14 protein-coding genes are annotated in these 16,236 nt (G+C 72.7%); 5 read left to right on the top strand and 9 right to left on the bottom strand.

The window, feature by feature from the left end; translation table 11 throughout:
- The 6 genes from AB0F89_RS23980 to AB0F89_RS23955 are packed head-to-tail and all read right to left on the bottom strand — an operon-like array spanning nt 1 to nt 7,475.
- Nucleotides 1-1,413, bottom strand: coding sequence for an FAD-binding oxidoreductase (locus AB0F89_RS23980; RefSeq protein ID WP_367127818.1), 1,413 nt, complete (start codon nt 1,411-1,413; stop codon nt 1-3).
- Nucleotides 1,410-3,032, bottom strand: coding sequence for a thiamine pyrophosphate-binding protein (locus tag AB0F89_RS23975; protein ID WP_367127817.1), 1,623 nt, complete (start codon nt 3,030-3,032; stop codon nt 1,410-1,412). Before AB0F89_RS23975 ends, AB0F89_RS23980 begins: the two co-directional genes overlap by 4 nt.
- Nucleotides 3,029-4,246 carry an ABC transporter substrate-binding protein gene (locus AB0F89_RS23970; RefSeq protein ID WP_367127816.1) on the bottom strand — a complete coding sequence of 406 codons (1,218 nt, stop codon included), beginning with the start codon at nt 4,244-4,246 and terminating at the stop codon, nt 3,029-3,031. The genes AB0F89_RS23975 and AB0F89_RS23970 overlap by 4 nt, the downstream gene beginning before the upstream one ends.
- Nucleotides 4,247-4,261: 15 nt before the next feature.
- The gene (locus AB0F89_RS23965) at nt 4,262-5,374 is read right to left on the bottom strand and encodes a sulfotransferase (RefSeq protein ID WP_367127815.1); all 1,113 of its coding nucleotides are present in this window, start codon (nt 5,372-5,374) and stop codon (nt 4,262-4,264) included.
- Nucleotides 5,371-6,336 (bottom strand): NAD(P)-dependent oxidoreductase, encoded by a 966-nt coding sequence (locus tag AB0F89_RS23960; protein ID WP_367127814.1) that lies wholly within the window; start codon nt 6,334-6,336, stop codon nt 5,371-5,373. The genes AB0F89_RS23965 and AB0F89_RS23960 overlap by 4 nt, the downstream gene beginning before the upstream one ends.
- Entirely contained in the window at nt 6,333-7,475 is a 1,143-nt protein-coding gene (locus AB0F89_RS23955) for a Glu/Leu/Phe/Val dehydrogenase dimerization domain-containing protein (protein ID WP_367127813.1), read from the bottom strand. Before AB0F89_RS23955 ends, AB0F89_RS23960 begins: the two co-directional genes overlap by 4 nt.
- 394 nt (nt 7,476-7,869) lie before the next feature.
- On the opposite strand from AB0F89_RS23955, the gene cysC reads away from it, so the two are divergent.
- The 5 genes from cysC (at nt 7,870) to AB0F89_RS23930 (ending at nt 12,776) form a co-directional block, all read left to right on the top strand.
- Nucleotides 7,870-8,394: an adenylyl-sulfate kinase gene (gene cysC, locus AB0F89_RS23950; protein ID WP_367127812.1), complete on the top strand. Its 525-nt coding sequence runs from the start codon at nt 7,870-7,872 to the stop codon at nt 8,392-8,394.
- On the top strand, nt 8,391-9,308 hold the full coding sequence (gene cysD, locus AB0F89_RS23945) for a sulfate adenylyltransferase subunit CysD (RefSeq protein WP_367127810.1): 918 nt from the start codon (nt 8,391-8,393) through the stop codon (nt 9,306-9,308). The genes cysC and cysD overlap by 4 nt, the downstream gene beginning before the upstream one ends.
- Entirely contained in the window at nt 9,309-10,595 is a 1,287-nt protein-coding gene (locus AB0F89_RS23940) for a sulfate adenylyltransferase subunit 1 (protein ID WP_367127809.1), read from the top strand.
- Between the two features lie 71 nt (nt 10,596-10,666).
- On the top strand, nt 10,667-11,920 hold the full coding sequence (locus AB0F89_RS23935; protein WP_367127808.1) for a cation:proton antiporter: 1,254 nt from the start codon (nt 10,667-10,669) through the stop codon (nt 11,918-11,920).
- 37 nt (nt 11,921-11,957) lie between these two features.
- Entirely contained in the window at nt 11,958-12,776 is an 819-nt protein-coding gene (locus AB0F89_RS23930) for an SGNH/GDSL hydrolase family protein (RefSeq protein WP_367127807.1), read from the top strand.
- A 576-nt stretch (nt 12,777-13,352) separates the two neighbouring features.
- Here the strand turns inward: AB0F89_RS23930 and AB0F89_RS23925 are convergent.
- The 3 genes from AB0F89_RS23925 to AB0F89_RS23915 all read right to left on the bottom strand — a co-directional run bounded on the left by AB0F89_RS23925 (nt 13,353) and on the right by AB0F89_RS23915 (nt 16,193).
- Nucleotides 13,353-14,060 (bottom strand): hypothetical protein, encoded by a 708-nt coding sequence (locus tag AB0F89_RS23925; RefSeq protein ID WP_367127805.1) that lies wholly within the window; start codon nt 14,058-14,060, stop codon nt 13,353-13,355.
- 424 nt (nt 14,061-14,484) lie between these two features.
- Nucleotides 14,485-14,691, bottom strand: a complete 207-nt coding sequence (locus AB0F89_RS23920; protein ID WP_367127804.1) for an MbtH family protein — start codon at nt 14,689-14,691, stop codon at nt 14,485-14,487.
- 2 nt (nt 14,692-14,693) lie between these two features.
- A complete protein-coding gene (locus AB0F89_RS23915) occupies nt 14,694-16,193 on the bottom strand; it encodes an amino acid adenylation domain-containing protein (RefSeq protein WP_367127803.1) in 1,500 nt (499 codons plus the stop codon).
- Between the last annotated feature and the right edge of the window lie 43 nt (nt 16,194-16,236).

Genomic DNA, 16,236 nt, shown 5'->3' with positions numbered 1-16,236 from the left:
CTAGGACTCCTCACTCCAGGGGATCATCCGACCCCGGTTGAGGATGCCGTGCGGGTCGAGCAGCGCCTTGAGCCGGGCCATCAACTCGATCTCGTCCGCGGACCGCGTGTAGCCGAGGTAGGGCCGCTTCTCGAAGCCCACGCCGTGCTCAGCCGAGATCGAGCCGCCACAATCAGTGACCAGACGATACACAACGTGCTCCACCTCGGGTTTGCGGTCCCGGGTGGTCTCCCCGGTCACGACGGCGATGTGCACGTTGTCGTCGCCGAGGTGCCCGAACACGAGCAGCTTCACCGCGGGCCAGGAGCGGGTCAGCTCGGCCCGCATCCGCCGCAGGCAGTCCGCGAGCCGCCCGGCGGGCACGCTGACGTCGAAGCCGAACAGCGGCTGCATCCGCAGGATCTCGGCGGGGATGCGCTCGCGCGCGCCCCAGAACACCGCCAGCTCCTTGGCGCTCGACGCCACGGCGGCGTCCAGGAGGTCGTCCTCCACGCGGGCCAGGCAACCGGCGAGGCGCTCCGCGTCGCCGTCCGGGTCGACGCCGCGGCACTCCACCAGCACGTAGAGGGGGTGCCCGGTGGGCAGCGGCAGCCGGATGCCGGTTGGTTCCAGCACGCGGTAGGCGTCGTCCCAGATCACCTCGAACGCGGTGACGGCGCCGGGCAGCTCGCGCTGCAGGGCGTGCAGCAGCCGCAGCGCCGAGTCGACGTCGGCCACCGCGCAGAACGCGCCGGTGCGGGTGACGGCGCCGGGCTGGAGGCCGAACGTGGCGCGGGTGACGACGCCGAGGATGCCCTCGCTGCCGATGAACAGGTGCTTGAGGTCGAGGCCCGCGTTGTCCTTCACCAGCGGGGTGGACAGGGTCAGCACCCGGCCGTCGACCAGCGCGACCTCCAGTGACCGCACGTGCTGCCGCGTCATGCCGAAGCCGACGACGTTGACGCCGCCCGCGTTGGTGGCCACGCAGCCGCCGACCGTGGCGCTGCCCTTGGACGCCAGGTCGATCGGCAGCAGCAGCCCGTGGGCCGCGGCGGCGTCCTGCACGGCGGCCAGCGTGGCGCCCGCGCCCGCGGTGACCGTGCGGCCGGCCAGGTCGACCGGTTCGACGTCGTCGAGCAGCTCGGTGGACAGCACGACCTCGTCCGCCGACGGCACCGCGCCGGACACCAGGCCGGTCATGCCGCCCTGCACCACGACCGGCTGCCGGTGGTCGTCGCAGTGGCGCAGGACCCGGGCGACCTCGGCGGCGGTGCGCGGGCGCACGACGATCTCGGCGCGGCCGACGCGGTCGCTGCCCCACAGGTCCTGCACGTGCCTGGCGGGCACGGCGTCGCCGGTCAGCACGCCGGCCGCGCCGACGATCCGCGTCAGCTCCTCCTGGTGGCGCGGGACCACGCCCTCGGTCACGGTCACGGTTCGGCCCTCGGTTCTCGGTTCGCGGTGTTCGAGTGGTCGGTGTTCGCGTGCCCGGCCAGCAGGCTGGCGCGCACGTGCAGCAGGTAGCCCGAGCGGCCCGACGCCACGGCCCGGCGCACGGCGTCGCGGACCGCGCCGGGGTCGTCGACGACCTCGCCGGGCACGCCGAACGCGGCGGCCCACGTCACCAGGTCGGGGGTGAGGAGGTCGGTGCCGCAGTAGCGGCCCGGGAACTGCCGGCGGGCGTGCTGGTCGATGGTGCCGTAGCCGCCGTTGTCGGCGACCACGACGACCGGGCACCGGCCGCGCGCCGCGGCGGTGGCCAGCTCGTCGCCGGTCATCAGCAGACCGCCGTCGCCGACGACGGCCACCACCGGGCGGTCCGGGAACCGCCCGGTGGTGGCCACGGCCGCCGGCACGCCGAACCCCATCGCGCCGTTGCCCAGCGCCAGCATGAGCCGGTCCGGCCCGGCGTGCACGTAGCGGTGCACCCAGCTGGAGAAGTTGCCCGCGTCGAAGGTGATCACCGCGCCGGGCGGCAGCTCGTCGTCCAGCGCCGCGGCGACGTGGGTCAGGTCCAGGCCGTCGTCGAAGTGCCACGGGTTCGGCGCGGCGAGCCGGTCGGCCAGCTCGCGCCACCCCCGCACCCAGTCCAGCCGCTCCGCCGACGGCGCCGGCCACCGGGTGGCGGCCAGCGCGTCCAGCACCGCCCTCGGGCGCGTCGAGGACTTCCCGGGGTGGACGACGTGCACCCGCGGCCCGCTCCAACCGCTCGTGTGCACCTCGTCGGGGGCCTCGCCGAGCAGCACGACCAGATCGGCCTCCGCCAGCCGCCCCCGCACCTCGCGGGGCGTGCCCAGGTGCAGGTGGCCCGCGTAGTGCGGGTGCCGGTTGTCCAGCAGGTCCTGCACCTTGTTGCCGGTCAGCACCGGCAGCCCGGCCGCCTCCGCGAGGGACGCGACCGCGTCGCCGGCGGAGCGGTCGGTGTGCCGGGCGCGCAGCAGCCTGCCCGCCACCAGGACGGGCCGCCGTGCCGCCTCCAGCGCGGAACGCAGGTCGGCGGCCTCGGCCGCCGCCGCATCCGTCCCCGTCACCTCCCCCGCTGGGGAGGGGTCGAGCGCCGGCGCGGTCCACAGGTCGTCGGGCACCAGCAGCACGACCGGCTGCGGCACCGGCCCGAGCAGCACGGCGGCGGCGCGGGCCAGCTGCGCCGGCAGGTCCGCCGGGCTCAGCCTGATCACCTCGGCCAGCGCCCCGAACATGCCGGCCAGGTCGGCGCCTTGGAACGCGGTCGCCCGGTCGGCCGTGGACGGGATGTCGCCGACCACCACCAGCAGCGGTGTCGGGTCGGCCGCCGCCGCGTCGACCGCGATGGCGGCGTTGCAGCCGCCGGGCGACCGGTTCACCGCGACCACGCCGGGCCGGCCGGTCAGCCGCGCCGACGCGATCGCCATGAAACCGGCGCCGGCCTCGTGCCGCGTGGTGACCGTGCGGATGCCGAAGTCACCCGCCGTCGCCAACAGCGGCAGGAACGCCTCGCCGGGCACGGTGCACAGCTCGTCGGAACCCAGGTCCTCCGCCACCCACCGGCACAGCGCCTCGACCACCGCCGTCACGGGCGCCCGACCGACGGGTGCCGGAACTCGCCGGTCACCGACTCCTCGGGCCACACCACGACGGCCTGATCCGCCGAGTCGCCGACCTCCTGGTAGTGCATGAGGACGATCTCCGGCGGCTGGTGGTGGTCGGTGGCGCCGAACCGCACCGTCCCGCGCCACGTGCGGAAGCTGCCGGACTCCAGGGCGTTGCGCAGCGACTCGCGGTCGTTGGAGCCGGCCAGCGCCGCCGCCTGGGCCAGCACCACCACGTCGGTGAACGAGTTGAGCGCGTTGTCGGGCGGGTAGCTGCCGAACTCGGCGTGGTAGGCGTCCACGAACCAGCGGCCGGTCGGGGTGAGGCCGGTCCACTCGGGGCTGAACCGGGTCGCCGGCCACACGACGCCCGCACCGGCCGGGCCGGCGAACTCCCAGTAGTCCTGCGCCCGCATCGGGAACGGGAAGCAGGCCATCATCGGCACCTTCGGCAGCAGCCCGGTCTCCGCCGCCGCCTCCACGATCATGTAGTTGGTGCGCACCACGCCGGCGTTGACCAGCAGCTGCGGTTCGAACTCGGTGGCCCGGCGCAGCGGCTCGCGCAGGTCCCGCACGCCGTCCTGGGCGAAGTCCTCGCGGAACAGCTCGACGTCCGGGATCGCGTCGCGCAGCGCGTCGGACACGGTGTCGGCCAGCATCTGCCCGAAGACGGTGTCGGCGGCGACCACCGCGATCCGCCGCCAGCCCTGCCGCGCCGCGAACGCCGCCATCAGCGGCGCCCGGTCGGCGATGGAGAAGTAGGTGCGGAACAGGTTGCGGCGCCCGTGCGTGATCGTGTTGTGCCCGTTCTCGATGAACGTCGGCACGCCCCACCGCTCGGCCAGGTCCGCGACGACCGGGCTGGTGCGCAGGTGCCACTGCCCGATGACCGCGCTCACCTCGTCCAGCGCGACCAGCTTGGCCATGCCGCCCGCCGCCGAGCGCGACATGTGCTCCAGGTGCGCGGTCCGCTGGTCGTTCTCCAGGAACAACCGCACCGACCGGCCGGAGAAGTCGCCGGGGCGCTCGGCCACGTAGCGGGCGCCCAGCACCGCGCCGCGCACCACCAGCTCGCCCGCGACGGGGTCGCCGGGCAGGGTCAGCGGGGTGAGGACGCCGACCGGCAGGGCGGCGCCGGTGACCGTGGCGTTGTGCGCCCGGACGAGGTCGTGCGCCCTGGTCTCGTTCTCGCTCGACATAGTGGTTCCCCCGGTTCAGACGTCGAATCGCTTGCGGTACTCGGCGGTGTCGGCGCGCAGCGCCTCGGCGTCGAGGCCGAACTCCGCCGGCGAGTAGCGGTGCTCGCCGGCGCTGCCCCTCCCGTTGGCCGCGAGGTACTCGCGGACCGCCGCCAGGAACCGGTCGGTGACGGGCAGGTCGAGGAAGCCGAGGATCCGGCGCAACGCGCCTTCGGTGTCGCGCACCAGGTCGGCGTAGCGCAGGTCCAGCACCGGCCGGTGGTCCACCAGCTCGTCGCGCGCCTGCGCGAGCCGGTCGGTCAGCGGCGTGATCCGCCCGCGCCAGAACGCGCCGATCTCCGGCAGGTCCAGCCGGTCGCTGCGGGCGCCGCGCACCGCCCGGCACAGGCTCGCCGTGGACGCGATGGCGGCGGCCGGGTCGCGGTGCAGGTGCACGAACCGCGCGTTCGGGTAGGCGCGCACCAGCTCCGGCAGGAACCAGGTGTGGAACGGGCACTTGAGCACCGGTGTCAGGGGCGCGCCGTCGTCGTCCACGCGCCTGCTCATCAGCACTTCCAGCTGGGCCCGGTGCCACTGGTAGGGCATCGCCATGTCCTGCCGGTGCAGCCACTCGCCGTAGGACGGGACCCGGTAGCGCATCTCCAGGACCATGCTGTGGAAGGTGTTGGCCAGCAGGCGGTGGCACTCGTCGGGCCGATCGGCCCTCAGCAGGTGGATGCCGGGCAGGTCGGGGGCCTTGGCGTTGTAGTCGTCCACGTACCGCTGCGCCCGCTCGCGCACCTCCGCGTACGTCTCCGGGTCGCCGGCCGCCGCGACCGGGTCCGCCAGCTCCCACAGCTTCGGGCCGTGCAGCCGCTCGTGCAGCGCGAGGAGGTTGTGCAGCAGCGTCGTCCCGGTGCGCAGCAGCCCGATGACGACCACGGGCGCGTCGACCGGCGCGGGCGGGTTCGCGGCGCGGGCCGCGACGACCCCCGAGACGACCCGGCGGGCCGCGTCGATCGTGCCGAGCACCACGGGTTCGTCCTCCGGGCGCAGCCGCGCCTCGGCGAGCAACGCCTCCCGGAAGCGGTCCTCGGCCTCCGCGAACGCGGGTTCCGGCCGTACCTCCGGCGGTGACGTTGTGGTCACGGTTCCTCCTCAACGGCGACGACGACGGCGTCGCGGGGTGTCCGGCCCGCGCGGAGGTCGGACAGGTTGTCCAGGAACGCCCGGCCGACCCCGGCGGGCTCACCGGGGAAGGCGAAGGCGCGGTGCGGCGACACCACCAGGTTCGGCACCGACCACGCCGGGTCGTCGGGCGGTAGCGGCTCCACGCGGTGCACGTCGACGAAGGCGCCGCGCAGCGCCCCGGCCCGCAGCGCCGCGTGCAGCGCGACCTCGTCCACGGTGGCCGCACGCCCGACGTTGACCAGGGCGGAGTGCGGTTTCAGCGCGGCCAGGAAGTCCGCGTCGACCAGCCCGGCGGTCTCCTCGGAGCCCGGCAGGCAGCACACGACGTGGTCGGCGGTCGCGACGGTCCTGGGCAGTTCGGCCACGCCGATGGTCCGCACGGCCCCTGGCACCGGCTCCGCGCCGGTCCGGGTCACCGCGACGCACCGGGCGCCGAGGGCGGCCAGCCGCCGCACCAGTGCCCGCCCGATCCGGCCGGCGCCCAGCACCAGCACGGTGGAGCCGTCCAGCATCACCGCGGGCGACGAGTACCAGGGCAGCCGCTGAGGGCGCTCGACCAGGCTCGCGAAGTCCTTGAGCAGCATCAGCAGCGCGGACACGGCGTACTCGGCGACCGACTCCACCGGCACCCGCGCGGAGTTGGTCACCAGCACGCCCGGCACGAGGCCCGCCGCCCGCAGGTGGTCGGTCCCGGTGCCGGTGAGGTGCAGCCACCTCAGGGCGGGCAGCAGGTCCAGCACGCCGGCGGGGAACTGGTAGCCCACCAGCACGTCCACCCGGGACCGGACGTCCCCGGGCAGCTCGGCCACCGTCTCCGCGCACAGCACCGGCACCTCGTCGCGCACGTGCGGGACGAGGTGCGGCGCCATCTTGGAGTGCGCGACGAGCACGGTGGGGTGCTCCCAGCCCGGTCCCGTCACAGCGCGACGTTCCGGCTCGCCAGCAGTTCGGCGACCGGGTCCGGGCTGCCCGCCGCGCTCAGCTCCTGGATGAGCTCGCAGTTCTCGGTGATCTTGGTCGAGACCCAGTCGCGCAGCCACGCCGACAGCTGCGGCATGGGCAGGTCGGAGGGCGCGACCCCGGCGATGATCGAGCCGGTCACCGCCGCCGCGCCCACGTTCACCACGACGTCGGGCAGCACGGTGCGGCCGTCGCGGCGCAGCGCGGTGCGGGCCTCCCGGGAGCAGCTCATGTTGCCGCCCTCCACGACGATCCCCGCCCGGACCCGCGGCACCGCCGCGGCGTCCACCGCGTCCGCGGCCGCCGCCAGCACGAGCACGTCCGCGTCGACGTCGAGCCAGGCGCGGTCGTGGTCGTGCACGCGGACGCCGTCCGGCAGCGCGGAGCGGTCGATCGTGCCGTCCGCGCTGGTGCACTCGATCAGCCGCCGCACCGGCAGCCCACCGGGGTCCTCGACGGTGCCGTGCACGTCGGCGACGGCGACCAGCCGGTGGCCCGCCGCCTCCAGGTGCCGCGCGACGCCCCGGCCGACCGTGCCGAAACCTTGGAGCACCACGCGCTGCGGCGGCTCCGCCCCCGCCGCGCGCAGGGTGCTCAGGGCCGCGGTGGCAACGCCGAAGCCGGTGATGTCCGACATGCTGCCCCAGAACTCGGCCCAGGGCACCGGCAGCCTGGTGGCCTGGGGGCGGGAGGTGATGTCGTAGTCCGCCGCGGCGAAGAACAGGTCCCGGTCGGGGTGGGTCGTGCCCTGGTCGCAGCCGAGGTACACGCCACCGTGCAGCAGGGGGCGGGCCACCCGGCCGAAGGTGCGCATCAGCGCCTCGCGGTCGCGGACCGGCCCGTACGGGCGGATTCCCGCCTTCGCGCCCCCGATGGGCAGGTCCACCAGGGACAGCTTGTGCGTCATGGCCCTGGCCAGGCCGATCAGCTCGGCCTCGTCCACGGTCGCGGTCATCCTCGTGCCGCCCATGGCCAGGCCGTCGACCGTGCTGTCGACCACGACCCACGCCTCGGCCTCGCAGCCCGGCAGCGCCAGAGTGGTCGAGAACAAGGGCGAGGCCGTGTGCTCGGCGTCGCTGTGCAGGAGCATCTGGCTCATGGCGCTGTCCTTCTCCAGTCCGTGGGAGCGGTGAACACGACTTGCACCAACGACGGGACGGCGGGGCGCCGCCGGGACGGCCCTCACCGACCCGGCTCCGGATAGCGCCCGATGGAAACCCGACAAAAGCCGCACCCGATTACGGAGTGGCGTTACCCGTAATTAACAAACAACTGGCACATGGTTTTTCTGAGCCCTTAGCGGCAGGGGATCATGGAAGCATCGGCAGCCGAGCTTCCCCTACCGCCAAAAGAGTGAAAGTTCCACAGGGTGGACAGGCTTGACAACGCCCTCTAGCCTCCAATCCGATCGTGAGCTTCCTCGTGGAGCAGCATGCGCGGACGCTCCTTATCGTGCGCGTTCCCGAATTGACTTCGGAGCGGAGGAGGTTGCGTTGGGCGCGACACTGTGGTTGACCGGATTGCCGAGCGCGGGCAAGTCCACGCTGGCGTCGGCGCTGGCCGAGCGACTGGCCGACCGCCACCGGACGCAGGTTCTCGACGGTGACGTGCTGCGCCGCGACCTGTTCCCGGAACTGGGTTTCAGCAAGGACGACCGCACCGAGAACGTCCGCCGCACCGGGGTCATCGCACTAATGTTGGCCCGCCAGGGAGCATTGGTCATCACGCCGGTGATCGCCCCCTACCGCGCCGCCAGGGACGCGGTCCGCAAAGGGCACGAGAGCTACGGAATTCCGTATTTGGAGGTGTTTGTCGACGCCTCGGCCGAAGTCTGCGCGCGACGGGACGTGAAGGGTTTGTACGCGCGGGCGAAACGCGGCGAGATAACCGGATTGACCGGCTTCGACGATCCGTACGAACCTCCCCTCCAGCCCGACCTCCACCTGCGCACCGACCAGCTCGCGGTAGCGGAGTGCGTGGCGCGGATGGCCGCGCTCGTCGAGGAGCGCACGTCGTGACCCGGGTCGTCGGCGAGGCGGACGTGCTCGACACGCTGGGCCGCTTGGAGTCCGAGGCGATCCACATCTTCCGCGAGGTGGCGGGTGAGTTCGACCGGCCAGTGATCCTGTTCTCCGGTGGCAAGGACTCCACCCTGCTGCTGCACCTGGCGGTGAAGGCGTTCTGGCCCGCGCCGGTGCCGTTCCCGCTGCTGCACGTGGACACCGGGCACAACTTCGAGGAGGTCATCGAGTTCCGCGACAGGGTGGTGGCCGGGCACGGCCTGCGCCTGGAGGTCGCCAGGGTGCAGGACTACATCGACGACGGCAGGCTCGCCGAGCGCCCCGACGGCACCCGCAACCCGCTGCAGACGGTGCCGCTGCTGGACGCGATCACCGGTCACAGGTTCGACGCGGTGTTCGGCGGCGGCCGGCGGGACGAGGAGCGGGCGCGGGCCAAGGAGCGGATCTTCAGCCTGCGCAACTCCTTCGGCCAGTGGGAGCCGCGCCGGCAGCGCCCGGAGCTGTGGAACCTCTACAACGGCCGCCACCGCGCGGGCGAGCACGTGCGGGTGTTCCCGCTGTCGAACTGGACCGAGCTGGACGTGTGGCACTACATCGCCCGCGAGGGCATCGAGCTGCCGTCGATCTACTACGCCCACCGCCGCGAGGTCTACCTGCGCGACGGGATGTGGCTGGCGCAAGGCCCGTGGGGCGGGCCGCGGCCGGGCGAGGAGCTGGTGGAGAAGACCGTGCGCTACCGCACCGTCGGCGACGGGTCGTGCACCGGCGCGGTCGAGTCCGACGCCGCCGACATCGGGGCCGTCATCGCCGAGGTGGCGGCCAGCAGGCTCACCGAGCGCGGCGCGACCCGCGCGGACGACCGGCTGTCGGAGGCCGCCATGGAAGACCGCAAGCGGGAGGGCTACTTCTAGATGAGCGAGCTGTTGAGGTTGGCGACGGCCGGCAGCGTGGACGACGGCAAGTCCACGCTGGTCGGCAGGCTGCTGTACGACACCAAGTCCGTGCTGGCCGACACGCTGGAGGCGGTGCACCGCGCCAGCGCCGACCGCGGTCTGACCACGCCCGACCTGTCGCTGCTGGTGGACGGCCTGCGCTCGGAGCGCGAGCAGGGCATCACCATCGACGTGGCCTACCGCTACTTCGCCACGCCCCGGCGCTCGTTCGTGCTGGCCGACACCCCCGGCCACGTGCAGTACACCCGCAACACCGTGACCGGCGCGTCCACCGCGCAGCTGGGTGTGCTGCTGGTCGACGCGCGCAAGGGCGTCATCGAGCAGACCCGCAGGCACGCGGCCGTGCTGGCGCTGCTGGGCGTGCCGCGCCTGGTGCTGGCGGTCAACAAGATCGACCTGGTCGACTTCGACGAGGTCGCCTTCGCCCGCATCGCCAAGGAGTTCACCGCGCACGCCACCGCCCTGGGCTACGCCGAGGACGCCGTGGTGGGGATCCCGGTCTCCGCGCTGGCCGGCGACAACGTGGTGCAACGCTCCGGGCGCACCCCCTGGTACCCGGGCCCGACGCTGCTGGAGCACCTGGAATCGGTGCCGGTGGACCCCGACGAGCACGACGCGCCGTTGCGCTTCCCGGTGCAGTACGTGATCCGCCCGCGCACCGCCGAGCACCCGGACTACCGCGGCTACGCGGGCCAGGTCGCGGCGGGCACCGTGCGGGTCGGCGACGAGGTCGCCGTGCTGCCCGCCGGGCTGCGCTCGACCGTGACCGGCATCGACACCGCCGACGGCCCCCTGCGGGAAGCCGGGGCGGGCCGCTCGGTGACCCTGCTGCTGGCCCACGACCTGGACATCTCCCGCGGCGACCTGATCGCGACCGCCACAAGGCAACCCACCGTCACCGACGAGTTCGACGCCACCGTGTGCTGGCTGTCGGACAAGGCGCTGACACCCGGCGCCCGCGTCCTGGTCAAACACGGCACACGCACCGTGCAGGCCATCATCACCGAACTGCGCACCCGATTCGACGAGCAGAACCTGTCCGCGGTGGAGGACCCCGGGGCGCTCGACGCGCACGAGATCGGCCGCGTGGTGGTGCGGACCGCCGAACCCCTGCCGCTCGACGACTACGTCGGGCACCGCCACACCGGGTCGTTCCTGGTCATCGACCCCGGTGACGGCGCGACGCTGGCAGCGGGCCTGGTGGGCGCCCCGCTGCCGATCACCGACCGCCGGGACGCGCCCTAGCCGGAGTCCGGGCACCGGGTGGTGCGGCACCAGCGAGTCCACGGCACGAGCGCGTTCGGAGGAACCCGGCCATGACGGACCAAGTGGCCCTGCTGCTGCTGGACCTGGCGCTGATCCTGGTGCTCGCCCAGGCGTTCGGCGCGCTCGCCCGCAGGCTCGGCCAGCCACCGGTGGTCGGAGAGATCCTCGCGGGCGTCCTGCTCGGCCCGACGCTGTTCGCCGGGCAGTTCTCCGCTCTGCTGATCCCGACCGACGTGCGACCGCTGCTGACGCCGCTGGCCAACGTCGGCGTCGCGCTGTTCATGTTCCTGGTGGGCCTGGAGCTGGACCGGTCGCTCATCGCCTCCAGGCGGCGGGTCGTGATCGGGGTCGCGCTGAGCGCCACGCTCGTGCCGTTCGCCCTGGGCTCGGGCCTCGCGTGGTACCTCGCGGACACCTACCGGACCGGGAACCAACTCGGGTTCGCGCTGTTCATGGGCGTGGCGATGGGGGCGACCGCGTTCCCCGTGCTGGCCCGCATCCTGACCGACCGGGACCTCCAGCGGACGCCGCTCGGCGCGCTCTCCCTGGGCATCGCCGCGATCGGCGACCTCCTGGTGTGGACCGTCCTCACCGGGGTCGTCGCGCTCGTCGGCGGCACCGGGTCGGAGTGGAGGCTGACCCTGGCCCTCCCCTACCTGGCGGTGATGCTGTTCGCGGTGCGACCGCTGCTGGCCCGGCTGGCCGCGCGGTGGACGTCCGGGGCGGACGCGCGGCTGCTCGTGGTCATCACCACCGGCGTGCTCGCCTCCGGCGGCGTGACCGAGTGGCTGGGCCTGCACTTCGCGTTCGGGGCCTTCCTGTTCGGATTCGTCTTCCCGAAGGGCGCGGGCAGCGACCTCAGGAGCGACGTGGCCCGCCGGGTCGGTTCGATCACCTCGGTGCTGCTGCCCGTGTACTTCGTGACGGCCGGTCTCAAGGTCGACCTGTCCGGGGTCGGCGCGTCCGGCCTGGTGGACCTCGCCTTGGTGCTGGTCGTGGCCGTGGGCAGCAAGGTGGGCGCCGGGTACTGCGCGGCGCGGCTGCACAAGGTGCCGGCGCGCGACGCGGCGTCCCTCGCCGTCCTGCTGAACACCCGCGGCCTGACCGAACTCGTCATCCTCACCATCGGCCTCCAGGCGGGCCTGCTGTCGCAGGAGCTGTACTCGCTGATGGTCGTGATGGCGCTGGTGACCACCGCGATGACCGTGCCGGCGCTGACCCTGATCGACCGCGTGCACCGCCGCCGCAACCCCGTCGCGGCCGGGGTCGGCACACCACCCGACGACCGGACCGCTCGCTCCTGATCGGTGGGCGGGTTCCCACGCGTGGGAAGATCGGCGCGTGACGTCCCGGATGACCTACGCCGCCCTGGGCAGCTCGTTCGCCGCGGGTCCGGGCATCGCCCCGCTGGTGAGCGCCGACGCCGCCCGCTCCGGCCGCAACTACCCGAGCCTGCTCGCCGCGGAGCTGGGGGCGGAGCTGGTGGACCTGTCCACCTCCGGCGCGACGACCGCCACGATCCTCGACGAGCCCCAGGTGACGCTGACCGGCGTGCGGTTCCCGCCCCAGGTGGACGGCGTCCCCGGGACGGCGGACCTGGTGACCGTCACCGCGGGCGGCAACGACCTGGGGTTCGCGGGCTCGCTGCTGGCCACCGCCTGGAACCGCGTCGAACCCGGCGGCCCGATGGCCGACGTGGTGGCGGCGGGTTTCGGCACGACCATCCCCGCCCCGACCCCGGCGGATGTCGACCGGACCGCCTCCGGCCTCGCCCGGGTGGTCGACGAAGTCCGCCGCAGGGCCCCGCGCGCCCGGGTCGTCCTGGTCGACTACCTGACCGTCATCGGTCCCCGCACGGAACCCGCCCCCGGCGTCCCCTTCGACCCGGAGGAGATCATCGCCCTGCGCGCCGTCCAGGAAGCCCTGGAGGCGGCCTGCGCGCTCGCCGCCGACCGGACCGGCGCCGACCTCGTCCCGGTGTCGCGGGTGAGCCGCACCCACGCCCTCGGCTCACCCGAGCCGTGGATCCAGCCGTTCACCCGCGACCTCGCCAGGACCGCCGCGTCGTTCCACCCCAACGCCGCCGGCATGGCCGCAGTCGCCGCCGAGGTCGGGAAAGCCCTTCGCCACGGCGACCCGAACCTGGTCGGACCCGCTTGACCTCACCGATCCCGGTGGGTACGGCGGTGTGGTGTAAGAGCATCGCCCGGTTGACGTCGACGGCCGATGTCGGATGTCCCGGCCCTGTGCCGTCCAGCAGCACCTCACCGCCGTACACCACCTCGGTGCCCTTGGACTGACGCGCACGCGGATCCTCGGCGGAGTCCTCAACGAGTACGAATACGCCGCTTGACCAGCAGCGATGACTTTTCGAGCGGCACAGGATGCGGACCGCGACCACCGCTCTCTGCCACGCACCCAACGATCGGAACCGACAGTCCGGAAATGCCATCCCACAAGGACACTGAGATCCTGGCGCGACGGCACCGGATCGGGGTCCTGGAACGCCAACTCGGAGACGCCCGCGCACGGTTCTCCCCGCCGACCGAGCCTTCCTCGCGGCACTGCTGCACCGACTCCCGGTGCAAGTGCTTCGTCGGCTCCGGCCACTGGTGCGCCCGGAGACGATTCTGCGGTGGCACCGAGACGGCCTCGCCCACCGCCACGCAGCCAAATCAGCCGTACCTGCTGCCCCAGACGAGATGGTCCTGAGGTCGGCCTCGGGAGCACTGCGGGTCAGCCCGCCAGCGGCTTCTTCAGCTCCGGCACCCGCTCGGCGCCGTAGAGCGAACCCAGCATCGCGTCGATGAACTGGTCCACGGTCATGCCACGCTGCTCGGCGACGTTCTCGAGCGCCTCTCCGACAGGGGCTATCAGCGGTCGGAAGTCGAACCGCCAGGACCCGTCCTCCTTGTCGAAGAGCAACTCCACGACCAGGGACTTCCCGGGCGAGATCATCTCCGCCGTCGCGGTGTCGCCGTCCACCACCACCGTGCCGAGGTCGACGACGTCCGTGCTGTTCTCGCCCGCCAGGCCCCTCTCCACTGCGGCGGACACCAGATGCTTGCCCGACATCCCGCGCAACTCGGCGGCGTCGAACTCAGCGCGCAGCATGTAGACCACCAGCACCAAGGCGACGTCCCGGTCGCCCAACTGCTGCTCGGAACCGGTGAGCGCGAGGTCACGGGCCTCTGCGTAGTAGTCCAACACGCCCTGGGACAGCAGCTCGGCGGCCGCGGGGCCGTCCTTGGCGCGGGCGGCTTCCCGGTAGTCGGCGAAGACCTGGCGGATCGCCTTCTCCTCAGCCGCGGCATCAACGGACGGCGTGGTGCTCGTGGTGGTCGCCGACGAGGAGGACGACGTGGAGGCCGGGGTTCCGCCGCCGCACGCGCTGACGAGTAAAACAGCGGCGCAGGCGAGTAGTGCAGGAATTATTCTGGTCATGCGAGGCAGCATATGTCGCAGGCCTGCCGCTATGTTGAGCTTCGCCGCAATTCGACATGCAGATCTGTCGTGACCGCAATTTACGTGTGGTGTTCCAACGATTTATTGAGTCGAGATCATCGACTGGATCCGGGCTGCTCCAGGCAGAATCCGATCATGACCCGGCGGACACGCCTAATAGTAACCACGAACGACGCCATACCCGAGATGCTTCTCGTACTCCTATCCCGCACCTCGCACCGCCGGGCGAACAACGTCCACATCTCGACCGGGATGACGGTTCACCATCTCCTGTCCTGCCGGGATGCGGTCGTTCGCACGCTGTCGCCGTCCGGAAGCGCGGTGCAGCAGGAGGCCCGGCGCGCCGACGACCCGTTCGTACTCCCGGGACCGTCGAGTGAGCGCTGGAGCACGGCTTCCAGCCCTACCGGGCGTCGCTGAGACGACTGCGGACGCTGAGCGGGCGGATGTCCGGCCACAGCTGTTCGATGCGGTCCAGGCACTCCTGGCGGGAGCCGGTCACGCCGATCTCCCGCCAGCCCGCGGGCACCTGGCGGCCGACCGGCCAGATGGAGTGCTGCTCCTCGTCGTTTACCACCACGGTGTACTCGGGCTCAGCGGCCTCGGGCATGGTCACTCCTGATCGATGAGGGCGCGCAGCGCGGCCTTGTCGGTCTTGCCGTTGTAGTTGGTCGGCCAGTCGCCGAGCAGCACCGTCCGCCCGGGGAGCATGTAGTCGGGCAAGCGGTCGGCGAGGACACCGGTCAGCTCCTCCGTGAGGACGGTCCGGGGCGATCCGGCGTCCGGGTCGTCCACCTGGACGGCGAGCGTGAGCACCGGGCCGAGCACGGGCGCGTCGAAGACCCACGCGGCGGAGTTGCGGACCCCGGGGTGCTCCAGCGCGGCGCTCTCCAGCTCACCCAGCTCGATCCGGAAACCGCGGACCTTGACCTGGTCGTCGTCGCGGCCGATGAAGCGCATGAGGCCGGTCGAGTCCTGGCTGATGATGTCGCCCGTGCGGTACAGCCTGCCGTACACCGGGTCGTCGAGGAACGAGGCCGAGTTGGCCTCGTTGCCGACGTACCCGAGCCCGACACCGCACCCGCCGATGTAGAGCATCCCCGGCTCACCGGGCGGGCACTGCTCGCCGTTGTCGTCGAGGATGACCGCGATCTCCCCCGGCAGCATCCGACCGACCGGGGCCGCCCCGGTGATCGGCTCGGGCAGTTCGTGGATCACGGTGAAGACCGTGGTCTCCGTGGGCCCGTACGCGTTCCACACCACCGCGCCGGCGTCGAGCAGCAGCGACACCAGGGTCGAGGTGAGCAGTTCGCCCGCGCAGATCGTCAGCACGCCGCGCAGGCAGTCCGGGCGGAGGGTGACCAGCATGTGCATCCAGGTCGGCGTCGCCGCGACCCAACCGACCCCGTGGTCCCGCACGAGGTCCGCGATCGCGTCCGGGTCCACCCGTTCGGCGGGGTCGGCGAGCACCACCGCGCCCCCGGACGCGAGGGCGTACATCATGTCGAACACCGACACGTCGAAGGTCTGCGCGCACACGGCGAGTCCCACCGGGCGCTCGCGCAGCGCCGGTCGGGCCAGCAGCGCGTTGATGGTCCCGGCGAGGCCGCGGTGGGCCAGCGCGACTCCCTTGGGCTTGCCCGTCGAACCGGACGTGTAGATCACGAAGGCCGGGTCGTCGGCGTCGACGGCCTGCGGGTCGAGGAGCGGCTCGTGCCGCAGCGCCTGCTCCACGTCGAGGATCGCCATGCCGGGCGAGGCGTCCACGTCCCCCCTGGCGAGCGCGACGCGCACACCCGCCGTCGCGAGCATGTGCTCCTTGCGCGCCTTGGGCAGCGCCGGGTCCAGCGGCATGAACGCGCCGCCGGCGAACCACACCGCCAGCGCGCTCGCCACGTAGTCGGGGTCCCGCCGCGTGGACAACGCCACGATGTCGCCCCTGCGCACGCCGTGTTCCCGCAGTGCGCCCGCGATCCGGCGGGCCCGGTCGAACAGGACGTCGTAGGTCACCGTCGACTCGCTGGTGATCACGGCGGCCTGGCCCGAGGAGGTCGCGGCGGCTCGCCCGATCAACTCGGGCACCAACCTGCCGACGTGTGCTGGTGTGGTCACTGGACGGCCTTCCCCTTCGCCTGCTGCGCGATCGTGCGCGACT

It is taken from the genome of Saccharothrix sp. HUAS TT1 (assembly GCF_040744945.1).
Classification (GTDB): domain Bacteria; phylum Actinomycetota; class Actinomycetes; order Mycobacteriales; family Pseudonocardiaceae; genus Actinosynnema.
This window is presented reverse-complemented; position numbering and strand designations above follow the sequence as displayed.